The organism is Anabaenopsis elenkinii CCIBt3563, assembly GCF_015245355.1.
Taxonomy (GTDB): domain Bacteria; phylum Cyanobacteriota; class Cyanobacteriia; order Cyanobacteriales; family Nostocaceae; genus Anabaenopsis; species Anabaenopsis elenkinii.
The window spans coordinates 2,582,451-2,599,615 of the sequence record NZ_CP063311.1 but is presented as its reverse complement, the minus strand read 5'-3'; the positions used below and the strand labels follow the sequence as shown (position 1 = coordinate 2,599,615).

The window sequence follows — 17,165 nt, the reverse complement described above, 5'->3', positions numbered from 1 at the left end:
GGACTTTAAGTTTCAAGCGCTAGGATAAAGACCATACGCCCCATCCCTACAACCGGGTGACTACTAGAGGCGGAGGTTTAATTGTGTTTCAAATTCATTGGTGGCGAATCAATCGCAGATGGAATCTTAGGGAAACCCTAACTGGCTACATCTTTATGACCCCCACTATTTTGGTTTTAGGGTGTTTTGTCATTCTCCCCATCTTTTACGCGGTGTTTCTCTCCTTGCATAAAGTGCAACTTCTGGGGGGTATTGAGTACGATTTCATTGGCTTACGCAATTTTACCCGCTTAGTTACAGACGAGAGAGTGGGAATTGCCCTGAGAAATACTCTAGAATATGTGGCAATTGTGGTACCATCCCAAACCATTTTAGCTTTATTGCTGGCGGTAACCCTCAATTCTGGTATTCGTGGTAAAAACTATTGGCGTATCCTGTTCTTTCTACCCACAGTTACATCCTCTGCGGTGCTAACGCTGATCTTCATGTGGATTTATAACACCGATGGGCTATTAAATCATGTTCTGGCTTTTTTGGGTTTACCTACTTATAACTGGTTAGGAGATCCAGCCGTAGCCCTCAAAGGGATTATGATCATGAATATCTGGTCAACTGCACCATTTTATATGGTGATTTATTTGGCAGCTTTGCAGGATATCCCCCAAAAACTCTATGAAGCGGCGGAACTGGATGGAGCCAATTGGTGGCAACAGTTTATCTATATTACCATTCCTCTGCTCAAACCTGTAACTTTTTTTGTGGTGGCTATTGGGATAATTGGGACTTTTCAACTTTTTGACCAGTCTTATATTTTTTCTGGTGGTACGGGTGGGCCTAATAATGCCACTTTGACTATGGTACTACTGATTTACCAGGCTGTCTTTCGCCATCTACAGATGGGTTATGCTGCGGCCATGGCTTTTTTGCTGGCGGTAATCATTATTGCTGTGACTTTGATACAGCAGCGCATTTTTGGAGGGGAAAGGACATGAGTAATATTAGGCGTTTACCTGGGCTGAAAGTATTCTTATACTTGGTGCTGACGCTGTATGCAGTAATTACCTTGGTTCCTTTTCTGTGGGCGCTGTCAGCATCATTTAAACCGCTCTCAGAGATTATCAGTGGTGAGTTAAATTTTTTTCCCAGAAATTTTACTTTCGATAATTACCGACAGATATTTGTCCAAGAACCGCTGTTTTGGCGTTGGTTTTTTAATAGTGTGTTTATTGCTGTGAGTGTCACGGGGTTAAATTTGCTCTTCAATTCCATGGCTGGGTATGCTTTAGCCAGGCTAAGTTTTGGGGGTAAACGCTTCTGGTTCTTCTTAATTTTGGCGCTGTTAGCAGTACCGACACAAATTACCTTGATTCCCACATTTTTGATTTTAAAAGCTTTCGGCTGGTTAAATTCTTACCAGGGTATGATTGTTCCCGCCATGGTCAACGCTACATTCATTTTTATGATGCGGCAGTTTTTTGTAAATTTTCCTCAAGAATTAGAAGAAGCGGGTCAATTAGATGGTTTAAACACCTGGGGAATTTTTCGCCACATTGTCTTACCCCTCGCAAAGCCTGCATTAGCAGCACAGGCGGTTTTTGTGTTTATGAGTAGTTGGAATAATTTTTTACTCCCCATTGTCATCTTGTTTGAGCCAGAAATGTTTACTCTCCCTTTGGGACTGAACAGCTTCAAAGGTCAATATATCAGCTATTGGAACTACATTATGGCTGCTTCTATGGTCTTTACTTTACCGGCTTTGGGGATTTATGGTTTTTTTAACCGTTACTTTATTGAAGGTACTAGGTTTACCGGCGCAAAAGGTTGATAGGAATGTTAAATAATATGAAGTCAATATTGACTTATGAGCATTTGATCCCAAGTCAACTATAACCAGATTTTAGGCAACAAATTGGACTCTGAACATGATATTGGTATTAGAGCGACTCAATCTCTATCTGTTGTGCTAATCACTATTATGGGTTTTGTAAACCTACTGACCGCAGAGATCGCAGCAGACTACAGTCGTCCTGTAGCAAGAGTGTTTTCTCTGTATAACCAACTGCAAATTGCCCAGAAATACCAAAAGACTAATTTGGCGTTAAAGGGTGGTGACGTCAAAGGCTATTTCATGCTTGAGCTAATGGCAAAAAATAATAGCTGTCATTAGCAACATGGAGATTGACCATCGCTTTATTAGCTGTGTTGAGCGTTATCATCTTTAAGGGGAAACATGTTTAAAAGACTAATTGGTGTTGTTGTTGCTACCATTTTGCTGACTTTTCAGTTGGTTGTCGGTGGCGCGACAGCATTAGAACTGGACGAAGCTATTAGAACAGTGAAATTAAATGACCAGGGTGACCAGGTTGTATTGAGCCTTAAACAAGTAAAAGAAGGTAAACGCTTATTTCAATATGCTTGCGCCCAATGTCATGCTGGTGGTGTTACCAAGACTAACCAAAACGTGGGACTAGAACCAGAAGCTCTGGCACTGGCAACACCAAAGCGGGATAATATTGAGGGATTGGTGGACTATATGAAAAATCCCACTACCTATGACGGAGAAGAGGAAATTTCTGAGTTACACCCCAGTATTAAGAGTGCAGATATTTTCACAGAAATGAGAAATCTCACTGAGGATGACTTGGTGGCGATCGCAGGTCATATTCTGCTACAACCAAAGGTAGTTGGTGATAAGTGGGGAGGCGGTAAAATTTATTACTAAATTTCCCAGGGATCACGTTTAACTGGATACTGACTAGACATCAGGTCAAAAGCCTGTGTTGTTTGCAGGGAACCCCTGATGATGTAGGGACAAGATGAATTGTCCCTACTCAAAAATTGGCAAAACTGGCTGTGAACATCTCAAATTAACTCCTAAATTGATTCAATGTAAAGACTGTAGGTAATTATCTTATGTTATACAGCTAATGATTTAGCCCCAATTGTGAAAAAAAAATTTTATCTACGACGGATTGTCATATTTTGGCGTTAATTTTATTTAAAATAAGGAAGGGAAATAAAAATTATAGTTAGGAGAAAGCCATGAAATTATTTACTGCCAGCTGGCGACGTTTGACTCTGTCCGTGTTGACAGTCCTTTTAGTTGTTAGCAGCTTTGTGATTTTCACACCCAGCGCTTCAGCTGAAACCTTTAAGGTCAAACTGGGTAGCGACAAAGGAATGCTGGCCTTTGAACCAAGTAAATTGACAGTTAAACCAGGGGACACTATTGAGTGGGTAAACAACAAAGTTCCTCCCCATAACGTTGTTTTTGACCCAGCGCAAAACCCCGCTAAGAGTTCTGACTTAGCCAAAGGGTTGTCTCACAAGCAATTACTGATGAGTCCTGGTCAAAGCCAAACCACCACAATTCCCGCAGACGCACCTGCTGGTGAGTACACCTTCTATTGCGAACCTCACCGCGGTGCTGGTATGGTTGGTAAGTTGACTGTTGAAGGCTAGAGCCTCGATACTTTGACTTTTGTAATTTTGTTGGGATAGTTAGCCAAACCAGCGCGGTAATGAGTCTGACTTTTGCCAAGAGTATTGAGAGTTTTTGGCGATAGATAAATGGACTTATTACCGCTAGTTTTTATGTTGATTCCCTGGAAAGTAGCCTGTTGTTGAACCTTAACTACTAGTGGTGAAGATTCATAGATTTTATTTAAATCTGGTCTGTGTCCCCTGGGTAAATTGATTAATCCGGCTGTAAATGAGAAAATAGCTCTTGCCAATTAATATTATTATTAGTAGTATTTTCTCCTGCTTTCACCTCTACAGTCAAATTACAGGCCTTTGATTGCTCTAGCGATCGCACACAAAGCTCCGCCACATCATCGCGGCTGATTTTACCTCTAATATTATCACCCTGATCCAAAATTAATTCCTTACCCCCCACTTCCTCAGTTAAAGCGCAAGGTCTAATAATAGTATAAGGAATACCACTAGCTCTTAAACTATCTTCCCCCTTGAGCTTCCATGTTAAAATTCCTCCCAACTGGTCATTTAACCGCACTGCTGGGGGTTCTTCATCTAAATTAATTCCCGGTCTTCCCGGACGAGTAACACCAGCGGAACTAACCAGGACAAACTGGGGTAAAGTCTGCCCACCGTATGCTTTGATATATTCAATGTGTAAAGCAAAACCACCGGCTGAAAACTTGGGATTTAAAGCGCCATCATATTCAAACTTACTCAACATCAGTTGAAATGACGCAACTCTACTATTATCAATAGGTGGAGAATCTCCCACAATTTTAGCGCGAAATACAGGAACTAAATCTTGAAAAGCAACACGAATAGTTATCCAAGTATTATCTACAGTATCAAAAGAATAACTGTAACCAACACCATCCCATTTAGTATCTGTGCGTAAAAATAGTTTATAGCGTTGACCGTCACCTTTGACACGTAATTCCACACCCTCGTAACCAGATAAATCAAAGGGAGGTTGAAAATTCTTGGTTCTCACCGAAGCAAACCCCCCAGAGTTAGCTGTGGAAACATTCCCAGAAAACACCGCCCTATTTTCCAGTAATTGCATATTACTAGCACTCACACCACCCATAACCACATCATCCACTGCGCCCCAAATACTTTTTAGTTCAGCCGAGGGGTGGGTAAAATCAAAGATGAGCTTTTCATTAGCTGGGGGTAGGTATTGAGCAGCTGCTGTTACCAAGTTTTTCACACCTTGATATTCCACATTTTCGGGAGTATCACCCACCACTTCTGGCATATAAAATTTTACACCTTGATTATATTTGGCTCGATCAGGTGTATCCCCTTCCACTGGTTGCACACGGACTGCGGTACAACAAATTAAGGCTTTGATGTTAGCCATCACCATAGGGTTTAAGGTTTCCGGTTTAGTGATATCCGCAACTACTAAGTCAACATTATGACCCAGGATTGACCTAGCTTTGTCAATATCGCGCACAATAGCCCGGACTTGATGACCTGCTGCTAACAGTCGCCGCACCACTCGTTTACCCACGCCACCCGTAGCACCTGCTACTAGTATTACACCCACATTTGTTCCTCCATTAGGTAGACTATCATGATCGCTAGGACGACCTTTAATTAACTGCTGTACCCAGTTAAGCAAAGGAAACACCTCGAAATAGGTTAGGGTATCAATAAACCTCCCTAAGTCCCATTGAGAACGATTTTTGTCAGTCACAATCGCGTCCTCATAATTTTTACTCTTACTAGATATATAATAACGGAACCATCACCAGACCCTATATTCAGCAAAGCCAAGGTGTGGAAAACCTGGCAAGAATGCAGCAACTGTGGTGCTAAGGTGGAACAATCTGGAAATTGTGGAGTTGAACATAACCAAGGTTGACTTATGAGCCAAATTGAAAAAGCTCAAGCTGAGTATGAAACTTTTCCCCAAACAGTCGAAAGTATAATTATTGGTACTGTTAGCACAGAAGGAATACCTAATGCTAGTTATGCGCCTTTTGTCATGGATGAAGCTAAAAATATTTATATCTATGTCAGTGGTCTATCCACCCACACCCAAAATATCCATGGGAATCCTCATGTGAGTGTGTTATTTATTGAGGATGAATCCCAGTGTGAGCAAATTTTTGCCCGTCGCCGTTTGAGTTTTGATTGTACTGCTACTTTGATGGAGCGTGAAACTGAGGTTTGGAAGCAAATTGTGGCTCAATTTCAAGCCCGTTTTGGAGAGTTGATTGAAGTTTTCCGGGGGTTAGCTGATTTTCGGATTTTTTGCTTAACTCCTACTGCTGGTCGTTTTGTCATTGGTTTTGGTACGGCTTATAAAATTCGTGGTGAGCAACTGGATAAACTGGTTCATTTGACTGGAAAAAATTGATCATGCTGCAGTTTCAACCTCCTGGCTTTGGGGAGAAAGTGATTAATACGTCCCTTGGGGCTATGGTTTACTATACTCAAACCACTGCACCCTGGTTAAATGCCGATACTGAAGATTTACCAACTTTACTGTTTCTCCATAATTTTGGCGGTGGCGCTTCTGCTTATGAGTGGTCTAAGGTTTACCCGGCTTTTGCAGCTACCCACCGAGTCTTAGCACCTGATTTAATTGGGTGGGGTGCTTCTGCTCATCCAGTGCGGAATTATCAAATTAGCGATTATTTGACTACTATTAACGAGTTTATCCGCCAAACTTGCCGCCAACCAGTAACTGTGGTGGCTTCTTCTTTGACGGCGGCTTTTACTATTCGTCTAGCTATTAGCCATCCTGATTTATTTCAAAGCTTGTTTTTGGTGTGTCCATCTGGGTTTGATGACTTTGGCCAGGGGAGTGGACGTAGGTTACCATTACCAATTATTAATTCCCCTTTATTGGATAATTTGATTTATACTCTGGGGGCTGAAAATGAAATTGCTGTGAGAAATTTTTTGCAAAATTTTCTGTTTGCCAAACCAGAACGGGTTTCTCCAGAAATTGTGGCAGCTTATTTAACTTCTGCACAACAGCCTCATGCTAAGTTTTCGGCTTTGGCGTTTTTACGGGGAGACCTTTATTTTGATTTGAGTTTGTACATCCAGCAACTGCAAATTCCCACGGTGATGTTTTGGGGAGAGGATGCACAATTTACTGACATTCAGTTAGGGCGACGTTTAGCTAGTCTCAATATAGCCGGAATTCGTGATTTTTATGCGATCGCCCAGACAGGAGTATTACCCCATCTAGAAACTCCGGAAGTGTTCATTGGTCTATTACAACCTTATTTTTAACCAACATGGCAATATGTTAATTTATGTGAATTTATACTAAATAATTATCGAAAATTGCACTTTTCACCCATGAGGGGGATGTCAAGTCATAACGGCTGACTGCAAGGTGTCCTAGGCAGGTCATTGTCAAATCTTGGATATAGTTGACACCAATATTTTAAGATTGTTGACATTTTATGTTTGTTGACTAGAAAGCTTTATTATTTAATAAAGATATAATTGTTAACATTAGTACAAAATCTGAAAGGATTGGGGGAAAATAACTGCTATGAGTCGTGTAGGCGTTTTATTACTCAATCTCGGTGGACCTGATAAGTTAGAGGATGTCGGGCCGTTTTTGTATAACCTATTTTCCGACCCAGAAATTATTCGCCTACCGTTTCGCTGGCTGCAAAAACCCCTAGCTTGGTTTATTGCCTCACGGCGCACCAAAACATCTCAAGCCAACTATAAGCAAATTGGCGGCGGTTCCCCACTGCGGCGAATTACAGAGGCTCAAGGAGAAGCTCTCAAACAAAAGTTGGCAGATTTGGGAAAAGAGGTCAATATCTATGTAGGAATGCGTTATTGGCATCCTTACACAGAGGAGGCGATCGCCGAAATTGCTCAAGACAAAATTGAACAGCTAGTAATTCTACCACTGTACCCACAATTTTCTATTAGTACCAGTGGTTCTAGTTTTCGGCTGTTAGAAAAACTTTGGCGAGAACAGCCAGAACTTCAGCCCAGGGATTATACTGTCATCCCCTCTTGGTACAAACAACCCAGTTATCTGCGGGTGATGGCCGAACTGATCGCCCAAGAACTAGATAAATGTCCCCATCCCGATCAGGCTCATATCTTTTTCAGTGCTCACGGTGTCCCTAAAAGCTATGTTGAAGAAGCTGGAGACCCCTATGAGCAAGAAATTGAGGAATGTACTGCTCTAATTATGCAGACTCTCAATCGACCCAATCTGTATACTTTAGCTTACCAAAGTCGTGTTGGTCCGGTAGAATGGCTCCAGCCTTATACTGAAGATGCGCTGCAACAACTGGGGGCACAAGGTGTCAAAGATTTAGTGGTTGTACCTATCAGTTTTGTATCGGAACACATCGAGACTCTGCAAGAAATTGATATTGAATATCGAGAAATAGCTGAAGATGCAGGAATCCATAACTTCCGTCGCGCTCCAGCCCCTAATACTCATCCGGTATTTATTAAAGCACTGGCGGAACTAGTAATTGAGGCTGTAGACCAGCCCAGTTTCAAGCTTTCCCAAGCTGCACAAATGAAAAAAAAGGTGAAAATGTATCCCCAAGAAAACTGGGAATGGGGTATGACCACCAGCGCCGAGGTCTGGAATGGTCGTATTGCTATGGTTGGTTTTATTGCTTTAATTATTGAGCTAGTTACTGGCCATGGTTTGCTACATTTGATTGGTCTTTTGCAATAAATTAACCAGGAAATAGAAATTGTCTTTATGGGGACGTAACGGTTTACGCCCCTGCTTTTATTAAAATCATACTTGCGGATGATCACTACGGATTAAATATTTCCTTGGTCAGACGTAATCTATTTTTAACTTTTGTAACTTGAAATTTAACAGGTTCAAAGTTTATATCATGATGAAAAAATTGATTTGCTTATGGACTTTAAGTTTAGCCATGGCATCTATGGGTGTTCCGGCTATAGCTCAGGGTCAAGAAATCGAGTATGATCAAAATGCCCCTCGCATTAGCAGTACTACCGGTTTAACTGATAGGCATTACATTAGTCTGTATACTGGTGAACAGCCTTTATCTAGCCTGACTATTCGTCCGTCAGAACTGATGGATGTTGGTGAGAATATTGAAGTAACTGATGAGTCTGGTGCAACTGTTGATGCACAGGTGTCTAGGGAAGATGACAGGTTGAAAATCAATTTTGATCAACCTGTGGCTTCGGGAACTACTTTAGAAATTGCTATCAGGGATTTAGGATATGTACCTATGACTCAGGGAGTTTTTCACTATCAAGTTTTTGGCAACCATGTGGGCTTTGTTGGGGAAATACCCTATGGTTTGGCTCGAGTTGAGGTGTATTGATTCTGCTCGTTGTGTTTTTTACAGGAAACGCACCAGGGAAGAAAGAGAAGGAAAACCTTTGATTGTCCCTTTCCCTTTTCTCTCTGGTCTTCTGTGCCTAGTTGGGTTTAAATGTCTAGTCTTTGGTAAACTTGATCTAAATGCCGCAGGTGTTGTTGTGGGTCAAAACACTGAGCAATTTCTGCGGGTGATAACTTTTGAGTTACACGGGGGTCTTGAGTGATTAGGTGGTGGAAGTTTCCGTCTGGTTTGTTCCAAGCAGCATGGGCGCTTTCTTGGACAATCCCATAGGCTTCTTCTCGTTTTAGTCCTTTGTCTATCAAGGCTAGTAGGACTTTTTGGCTAAAAACTACACCGCCGTAACAGTTCAGGTTCCGCGCCATGTTTTCTGGATAGACTAGGAGGTTTTTTACCAGTTCTGTGATTTCAACTAGCATAAAATGTGTTAAAATACAAGCATCTGGTAAAATTACCCGTTCTACGGAACTATGGGAAATGTCCCGTTCATGCCATAGGGCGACGTTTTCTAGGGCTGCTCCCGCATGACTTCTCACTAGGCGCGCCATTCCTGTTAGTCTTTCGGAACGGATGGGGTTACGTTTGTGAGGCATTGCTGAGGAACCCTTTTGACCCTTGGCAAAAAATTCTTCAACTTCTAAAACGTCTGTTTTTTGGAGGTTGCGAATTTCTACGGCAAAGCGTTCAATGGATGCTGCAACTAAGGCTAATTGTTGCACGTAGTCAGCATGGCGATCGCGAGAAATAACTTGTGTCGAGGCTGTATCAGGTGTGAGTCCCAGTTTTTGGCAAGCGATAGCTTCCACCCGCGGTTCAATATTAGCATAGGTTCCCACTGCACCGGAAATTTTACCCACGGCGATGGTTTCCCGCATAACTTTGAGCCTTTGTTGATGGCGCAGCACTTCTGCTAACCACCCAGCTAATTTAAAACCAAAGGTCATGGGTTCAGCATGAATCCCGTGGGAACGGCCAATCATGACTGTATCACGGTGTTCTCGCGCCTTTTGGCGAATTGCCTGAATCAAATTTTCTAGATGTTCGGATATAACATCGAGACTAGCAACTAGTTGCAATCCTAAAGCTGTATCTAAGACATCGGAACTGGTTAACCCTAGATGAATATAGCGCCCCGCATCACCCACATATTCATTGACATTAGTTAAAAAAGCAATGACGTCATGACGGACTTCAGCTTCAATTTCTAAGACTCGCTTCGGGTCAAAATTCGCCTTAGCTTTAATTTCCTCCACTGCCTGAGCAGGGATATAACCCAGTTCAGCTTGGGCTTCACAAACTGCAATCTCTACCTGTAGCCAGGTTTTTAATTTGTAAGATTCAGTCCACAGGTTGCCCATTTCGGGCAAAGTATAACGCTCAATCAACGTTCGCGGCAGAATACAACTGTCATATTCTACAGTTTAATAGGCAAAAAATTTCACTGCATTCTGTCAATAGTCCGATACTGAATTGCTTCGGCGATATGATTGGCTTTAATTTCATCTTCTGCGGCTAAATCTGCAATTGTCCGCCCTACTTTGAGGATGCGATCGCTGGCTCTGGCGGATAAACCCAGTTTTCTAATTGCTGCTTCTAATAAACTGCGACTAGAATCATCTAACTTACACCATTTTTGCAGATGCTTACTTTGCATTTGAGCATTACAACGCAGATTTGCTTCTCCCTGAAACCGGGTATTAGCGATTTCTCGCGCTTGCTTCACTCTGGCTAGAACTGAGGCCGAAGTTTCTCCTGTGGGTTCTTGGGTAATTTCTTCAGGTTTTAAGCGATTGACTGCAACTTGTAAGTCAATGCGATCCATTAACGGACCCGAAAGCTTGGCCCAATAATTTTCTCGTTGCCTAGGTGAACAGGTACATGGTTGAATGGTATCGCCATAGTAACCGCAAGGACAGGGATTAGTGCTAGCTACTAGGGTAAACTGCGCCGGAAACATTACAGATTGTCTCGTGCGGGAAATTGTCACATAGCCATCCTCTAAGGGTTGGCGCAGAAATTCTAAAACATCCCGTTTAAATTCGGTTAACTCATCCAGAAACAGAATCCCTAGGTGAGATAAAGAAATTTCTCCTGGACGGGGAAAACTCCCACCCCCAACTAGAGAAGGTCCAGATGCTGAATGGTGAGGACTGCGGAAGGGGCGATCACGCACTAAGGAGCCGCGGTTTTTTAATAACCCAGCTACAGAGTGAATGCGAGTGACTTCTAGGGACTCGGCAAACTCCAAAGGTGGTAAAATTCCTGGTAACCGTCTGGCTAACATAGTTTTACCACTCCCCGGCGGCCCGACAAAGATTAAGTTATGACCACCAGCTGCGGCAATTTCTAAAGCCCGACGAGCATGAGCCTGTCCTTTGACATCCTTTAAATCTGCTACAATTGAAGATGTTGCTGCTAATGTCTTTGGGTTTTCATTTAATTTAACAGGTTTGAATTTCCCAGGATTATTTAGTAAATCAACTACATCAGAAATATGATGACAACCATAAACATTTAATCCTTGGACAACGGCAGCTTCTTGAGCATTGTCAGCAGGAACAACTAAACCAGAAATTCCCATTTTTTCAGCAGTTGCAGCAATAGGTAAAACACCAGCAACCGGACGCAAACTACCATCTAAAGAAACTTCACCTAAAAATAAAAAATCCCCTAATAAATCAGGGTTTACTTGTTCAGAAGCAGCTAAAATTCCCACACTAATAGGTAAATCAAAAGCAGGTCCTTCTTTCCTTAAATCTGCGGGAGTGAGGTTAATTACAATCTTTCTCATGGGAAAAGCAAAACCCGCATTTTTCAATGTTGCTTTTACCCGTTCTTTTGATTCTTGAATCGCGGAATCTGGTAAACCTAAAATTATAATTCCCGGTAAACCACCAGAAACATCCACTTCCACACCCACCTTAACCGCGTCGATACCAACAATAGATGCACTCCAGACTCTAGCCAGCATTGTTCATATATGAATAAACCCTAATTATATCAAAGCAGATTTTCAGGTAAATTAACAATGAGTCTAATCACCGAATACAAATGCTATTAAAAACCTTTGAAACACCCTCTAAGAGGATGTTTGGAAAGTATTAAACAGGTAATTTTTATATTAGGGAACAGGGAACACCGGAAGGATTGGGAAGGATTAGGAAGGATTAGGAAGGATTGGGGAACACGGTATGGCTAACGCCACGCTATCGCTATCGACTTCGCTCACCGACCGCACAAAAAAGAATAAAATCCAGTCCCCTCCCCTTACAAGGGGAGGGTTAGGGTGGGGTCAAACAATAGTTGATACACTAATCATGACTTATCAAACACCCTCTAAGGAATGATACACTTTAAATTACCTAAATTAACCATTTGTTCCTGAGACTGGGGAATAGTTAGCTCAAAATTACAAATACCGCCTTCATAGTCCACATTAGCTGGATATTTTCCCGGAGCAACACTGTCTAAATAAAAATCTCCTTCCTTACCAATAGGTGAGTTAATAATTTGATTATTCACAGTGATATTTAACTGACCATAGGACGGAATTACAGTTTTTCCTGATGTTTCTACCGACAATATACCAACAATACTCTGAATTAATTGCACAGGAAAAGGCACAACTGCCCCACCAACTACCCATTTAGTCATTTTCTGGGGATTATCTAAGGTGAAGTTGGTTAAACCTCGCAACCAAGAACCGTCAGTTTTGCGGGAAAAGATGTGATGTCCCGATAATTGATACAGCATATTTTATTCAAATGAGGTACAACCTGCAATAATCAAACTTTTGTGGTGCAGGTATCTTGGCTGCAAAATCTGTACCGCATACCTTCGCAAACTGCTGTAGTTGGGATAATTCATTCTCTATCAAGTATAATTAAATCATCCATAACAGTAAAGTTAAGGTATATAAATCATGGTTCAAGTTTTACAAAAACCAGTAACCTTTGCAGAATTTGCAGATTGGAAACCAGATGGAGAACGCTATGAACTGCATAATGGAGTAATTGTTGAAATGTCACAACCATTAGGACTACATGAAGATATAGCAACCGCCAAGGTGGTTAGGACATAAACAGAAGATAAAACCATTGAAATTCAAGCGTTTGAAGGCTTCCCCCTGCTCCCTACCCCCTGCCCCCTGCTATATCATAGGATTCTTGATAGAAGAATTAGTAACTGAATACAAAAGACTGAAGTTATCTTATTCCATTCCCAAACAAGCATTAGTCAAACCACCTGAAAGCGAATCAGGTTATGTACCAGATATTCTATTATTAAACAAAACTAATTTAGTCAATGAACCCCTGTGGCAAAAACAATCAACTGTAACTCAAGCTGCTTCTATTCCTTTAATTATTGAGGTTGTTAGTACTTGGCGTGATGACTACTTAACTAAATTACGAGATTATGAAGAGATTGGTATTCCTGAATATTGGATTATTGATTATTTAGGTTTAGGAGGTATTCGTTATATAGGTAGTCCTAAACAACCTACTATATCTATTTACTTATTAATTGAAGGTGAGTATCAAGTAAGGCAGTTTAGAAATGATGAAAAGATCATATCACCCACTTTTCCAGATTTGAATTTGACTGCCCAACAGATTTTTCAAGCTGGTAATATGTGAGCAATATTTATCTATTTATCTCGCGTTACGCATTACGGTTCGTTTGGTACTGACATCCGCAGGTTTGGCCATAAAGCTATAGATGCACCGAATAAACTACAGCTTAACTTTTTCTCTGGAAAAAAGCGATACCTACGGTAAGAGGATGTTTGATAATTCATGATTAGTGTATCAACTATTGTTTCACCCCACCCTAACCCTCCCCTTGTAAGGCTATCCATTACCCACATCTTTCTTAACAATTAGACAAAAGACTTAACATCAGAGTGAAAGCCTTGATGGCTATAGTTTTGAAAGAGAAGAGTGGGTAATGGCATCATGGAAAAGTGGGCAGCGAAAGAATTGGCACAGGTAAACTTAGGGGATGCACGTCGAAACAAGCGGTTAATCAGGATAGTAGAAGATTTGGCAGCACAACCAGATAGTAGTGTACCACTTGCTTGTGGAAATATAGCAGCAACAAAGGCAACATATAATTTTTGGAAATCACCACATTTTCAAGCAGGTGATATTCGTGCTGCCCACACATCCAGCACCATAGAAAGAATCAAAAAACATGAGATAGTATTGGCAATACAAGATACAACAAACATAGATTTAACATCGCACCCAGCCACAAAAGGAGTAGGTTATCTTGACCACAGAAAATCATCAGGATTAAAAGTACATTCAACACTTGCAGCCACAAGTAATGGAGTACCGTTAGGAATTATTGAGCAGCAAGTATGGGCAAGAGAACAAGAGAATTTAGGTATTGCTAAAAAACGTCGTCAACGAGAGACAAAAGAAAAAGAAAGTCAACGTTGGTTGGATGGGTTGCAGACTACACAAAATTTGATTCCCTCAGAAATTGAAGTAGTAACAATAGGTGACTCAGAGGCGGATATATTTGACCTTTTTAACCAGCAACGTCGAGAAAAATCACACTTACTAATTCGTGGGACTCATAATCGTAAAGTAGACCATTGTGGCAAATATCTACATCTTGCCATTCGTCAAATCGAAGCATCTGGAACAGTGACTGTAGAAGTAAAACGCTCTCCAGAACATAGTTCCAGACAGGCGAGACTGACAATTAGGTTCACGAGTTTTGATATTCAAGTACCATTACACCATATTGGACGTTTACAGCTAAAACCTGTCAGGTTACAAGTAATTTTGGCAGAAGAGGAAAATCCACCTCCAGGAACAAATCCCATTAGTTGGTTATTAATTACTAGCTTAGAAATTAACAGTCTAGAAGATGCTGCATGTTGTGTTCAATGGTACACTTACCGTTGGTTGATAGAACGTTATCATTACACATTAAAAAGTGGCTGTGGCATCGAGAAATTACAACTGGAAACTGCTGACCGAATTCACATGGCACTAGCCACTTATACTATTGTCGCTTGGCGATTGTTATGGCTTACTTATCAAGCACGAGTTCATCTTGATTTACCTTGTGATGTTGTTTTGGAAAACAGTGAATGGCAGTCCTTATGTGCCACTATCAACAAAAATCCTATTCCTCCAGACCACCCACCTTCTTTGCATGATGCTGTGCGAATGATTGCCACTCTTGGTGGTTTTTTGGGTCGCAAAGGTGATGGTGAACCGGGTGTGAAAACCATTTGGCGTGGGCTACGACGCTTACACGATATTGCTGCTACTTGGCAATTACTTCACTCCGATTCCCCATCTTATCTTGACATTTAGCGATCGCCTATGGCGGAGGGTAGCCCCTCGCCCCTGTATTCAAAAACTCAATCACCTGTTGGGTCTTCTCAATATCCATACTTATTCTTTTTTGTCAATCCTCCCCACTATGCACATCTCTACAACCTTTATTGTGTTTGCCTTCCAGCAATGTTAAGAAAGATGTGGGTAATGGATAGCCTTGTAAGGGGAGGGGACTGGATTTTATTGTTTCGGAGTGTCCCCCATTCCCTGCTCCCTGCTCCCTGCTCCCTGCTCCGGTGTTCCGGTGTTCCCTGTTCCCTAATATAAAAATTACCTGTTTAATACTTTCCAAACATCCTCTAAGCTATCGCTAACGCCACCTCACCCAACCATCCCCTAAAATCTCTAACAGATATATTAGGTAAAACCACATGAGTGAAACCAAAGATACCATTTTCGGTAAAATCATCCGTCGGGAAATCCCCGCAAACATCGTTTATGAGGATGATTTGGCTTTAGCCTTTACAGATGTTAACCCTCAAGCACCAGTTCACATCCTTGTTATTCCCAAAAAACCCATAGTTAAATTAGCAGATGCCGAATCTCAAGACCAAGCTCTTTTAGGACATCTTCTATTAACCGTACAACAAGTAGCTACAGCAGCTGGATTAACCAACGGTTATCGTGTGGTCATCAATAACGGCGCTGATGGTGGTCAAACTGTCTACCATTTACATTTACATATCCTGGGAGGACGACCCATGGAGTGGCCTCCTGGTTGATGAAACCTGAATGAATCGTGTCTGGGATGCGATTCATTAGAAATACAAATCTTGTTCATCAGAAAACTTTAATTAAAATCCCTTTACAAATCAAAACTTTTCCTCTAAGGTAGTATTCAAGTAGGCAAGCTTACCTACTCAACTCATAAAAACAAAAGCAATCATAAACAAATGACCACAACCTTACAACAGCGCCAAAGCGCTAACGTATGGGATCGCTTCTGCGAGTGGATCACCAGCACCGATAACCGGATTTACATCGGTTGGTTCGGTGTCCTCATGATCCCCACCCTCCTAGCTGCTACCACCTGCTTCATCATCGCCTTCATCGCTGCTCCTCCTGTAGACATCGATGGTATCCGCGAACCAGTAGCTGGCTCCTTAATCTACGGAAACAACATCATCTCTGGTGCAGTTGTTCCTTCCTCCAACGCCATCGGCTTACACTTCTACCCCATTTGGGAAGCAGCTTCCTTAGATGAGTGGTTGTACAACGGTGGTCCTTACCAGTTGGTAATTTTCCACTTCCTGATTGGTTGCGCTTGCTACCTAGGTCGTCAGTGGGAACTATCTTACCGCTTGGGAATGCGTCCTTGGATCTGCGTAGCTTACTCTGCACCTTTAGCATCTGCTACCGCAGTATTCCTAATTTACCCCATCGGTCAAGGTTCATTCTCTGATGGTATGCCTTTAGGTATCTCTGGAACCTTCAACTTCATGATCGTGTTCCAAGCAGAACACAACATCTTGATGCACCCCTTCCATATGTTAGGTGTAGCTGGTGTATTCGGTGGTTCTCTGTTCTCTGCAATGCACGGTTCTTTGGTAACTTCCTCCTTGGTACGTGAAACAACCGAAACCGAATCTCAAAACTACGGTTACAAGTTCGGTCAAGAAGAAGAAACCTACAACATTGTAGCTGCTCACGGTTACTTCGGTCGCTTAATCTTCCAATACGCTTCCTTTAACAACAGCCGTTCACTACACTTCTTCTTAGCTGCTTGGCCTGTAATCGGTATCTGGTTCACCGCTTTGGGTGTAAGCACCATGGCGTTCAACTTGAACGGTTTCAACTTCAACCAATCAGTAATTGACTCTCAAGGTCGCGTCATCGCTACCTGGGCTGATGTGATCAACCGCGCTAACCTGGGTATGGAAGTAATGCACGAGCGTAACGCTCACAACTTCCCCTTAGACTTGGCTGCTGGTGAAGTTGCTCCTGTTGCTTTGACTGCTCCTGCAATCAACGGCTAATTAATTGCTAA

Annotated in this window: 16 protein-coding genes and 1 pseudogene; 13 read left to right on the top strand and 4 right to left on the bottom strand. The window is 41.9% G+C overall.

Annotation, left to right across the window (positions count from 1 at the left end; translation table 11 throughout):
* The first annotated feature begins 155 nt into the window (after positions 1–155).
* The 5 genes from IM676_RS11455 to petE all read left to right on the top strand — a co-directional run bounded on the left by IM676_RS11455 (position 156) and on the right by petE (position 3,462).
* Positions 156–992, top strand: coding sequence for a carbohydrate ABC transporter permease (locus IM676_RS11455; protein ID WP_404799843.1), 837 nt, complete (start codon positions 156–158; stop codon positions 990–992).
* Positions 989–1,825 carry a carbohydrate ABC transporter permease gene (locus IM676_RS11450; protein WP_200987033.1) on the top strand — a complete coding sequence of 279 codons (837 nt, stop codon included), beginning with the start codon at positions 989–991 and terminating at the stop codon, positions 1,823–1,825. The genes IM676_RS11455 and IM676_RS11450 overlap by 4 nt, the downstream gene beginning before the upstream one ends.
* Positions 1,826–1,909: 84 nt before the next feature.
* The gene (locus IM676_RS11445; RefSeq protein WP_225880337.1) at positions 1,910–2,167 is read left to right on the top strand and encodes a hypothetical protein; all 258 of its coding nucleotides are present in this window, start codon (positions 1,910–1,912) and stop codon (positions 2,165–2,167) included.
* Between the two features lie 63 nt (positions 2,168–2,230).
* Positions 2,231–2,722 carry a photosystem II cytochrome c-550 gene (psbV, locus tag IM676_RS11440; RefSeq protein WP_200987032.1) on the top strand — a complete coding sequence of 164 codons (492 nt, stop codon included), beginning with the start codon at positions 2,231–2,233 and terminating at the stop codon, positions 2,720–2,722.
* Between the two features lie 320 nt (positions 2,723–3,042).
* Entirely contained in the window at positions 3,043–3,462 is a 420-nt protein-coding gene (petE, locus tag IM676_RS11435) for a plastocyanin (protein ID WP_200987031.1), read from the top strand.
* A 235-nt stretch (positions 3,463–3,697) separates the two neighbouring features.
* Here the strand turns inward: petE and IM676_RS11430 are convergent, their stop codons facing one another.
* Positions 3,698–5,182, bottom strand: coding sequence for a CIA30 family protein (locus tag IM676_RS11430; protein WP_200987030.1), 1,485 nt, complete (start codon positions 5,180–5,182; stop codon positions 3,698–3,700).
* A 171-nt stretch (positions 5,183–5,353) separates the two neighbouring features.
* On the opposite strand from IM676_RS11430, the gene IM676_RS11425 reads away from it, so the two are divergent.
* The 4 genes from IM676_RS11425 to IM676_RS11410 all read left to right on the top strand — a co-directional run bounded on the left by IM676_RS11425 (position 5,354) and on the right by IM676_RS11410 (position 8,801).
* A complete protein-coding gene (locus IM676_RS11425; protein WP_200987029.1) occupies positions 5,354–5,848 on the top strand; it encodes a HugZ family pyridoxamine 5'-phosphate oxidase in 495 nt (164 codons plus the stop codon).
* A gap of 2 nt (positions 5,849–5,850) precedes the next feature.
* A complete protein-coding gene (locus tag IM676_RS11420; RefSeq protein ID WP_200987028.1) occupies positions 5,851–6,735 on the top strand; it encodes an alpha/beta fold hydrolase in 885 nt (294 codons plus the stop codon).
* 268 nt (positions 6,736–7,003) lie between these two features.
* A complete protein-coding gene (gene hemH, locus IM676_RS11415) occupies positions 7,004–8,170 on the top strand; it encodes a ferrochelatase (RefSeq protein ID WP_200987027.1) in 1,167 nt (388 codons plus the stop codon).
* 169 nt (positions 8,171–8,339) lie between these two features.
* Positions 8,340–8,801, top strand: a complete 462-nt coding sequence (locus tag IM676_RS11410) for a DUF2808 domain-containing protein (RefSeq protein ID WP_200987026.1) — start codon at positions 8,340–8,342, stop codon at positions 8,799–8,801.
* A 107-nt stretch (positions 8,802–8,908) separates the two neighbouring features.
* Here the strand turns inward: IM676_RS11410 and purB are convergent, their stop codons facing one another.
* The 3 genes from purB to IM676_RS11395 all read right to left on the bottom strand — a co-directional run bounded on the left by purB (position 8,909) and on the right by IM676_RS11395 (position 12,572).
* Positions 8,909–10,204, bottom strand: a complete 1,296-nt coding sequence (purB, locus tag IM676_RS11405; protein ID WP_200987025.1) for an adenylosuccinate lyase — start codon at positions 10,202–10,204, stop codon at positions 8,909–8,911.
* 53 nt (positions 10,205–10,257) lie between these two features.
* Entirely contained in the window at positions 10,258–11,790 is a 1,533-nt protein-coding gene (locus IM676_RS11400; protein ID WP_200987024.1) for a YifB family Mg chelatase-like AAA ATPase, read from the bottom strand.
* 365 nt (positions 11,791–12,155) lie between these two features.
* Positions 12,156–12,572 carry a hypothetical protein gene (locus IM676_RS11395; protein WP_225880336.1) on the bottom strand — a complete coding sequence of 139 codons (417 nt, stop codon included), beginning with the start codon at positions 12,570–12,572 and terminating at the stop codon, positions 12,156–12,158.
* A gap of 169 nt (positions 12,573–12,741) precedes the next feature.
* Here IM676_RS11395 and IM676_RS11385 point away from each other — a divergent pair.
* The 4 genes and pseudogenes from IM676_RS11385 (at position 12,742) to psbA (ending at position 17,154) form a co-directional block, all read left to right on the top strand.
* Positions 12,742–13,456: pseudogene (locus IM676_RS11385) on the top strand (Uma2 family endonuclease).
* A gap of 318 nt (positions 13,457–13,774) precedes the next feature.
* On the top strand, positions 13,775–15,154 hold the full coding sequence (locus tag IM676_RS11380) for an IS4 family transposase (protein WP_200987023.1): 1,380 nt from the start codon (positions 13,775–13,777) through the stop codon (positions 15,152–15,154).
* A 395-nt stretch (positions 15,155–15,549) separates the two neighbouring features.
* Positions 15,550–15,900 carry a histidine triad nucleotide-binding protein gene (locus IM676_RS11375; protein WP_200987022.1) on the top strand — a complete coding sequence of 117 codons (351 nt, stop codon included), beginning with the start codon at positions 15,550–15,552 and terminating at the stop codon, positions 15,898–15,900.
* Between the two features lie 171 nt (positions 15,901–16,071).
* A complete protein-coding gene (gene psbA, locus IM676_RS11370) occupies positions 16,072–17,154 on the top strand; it encodes a photosystem II q(b) protein (protein ID WP_200987021.1) in 1,083 nt (360 codons plus the stop codon).
* The last annotated feature ends 11 nt before the right edge of the window (positions 17,155–17,165 follow it).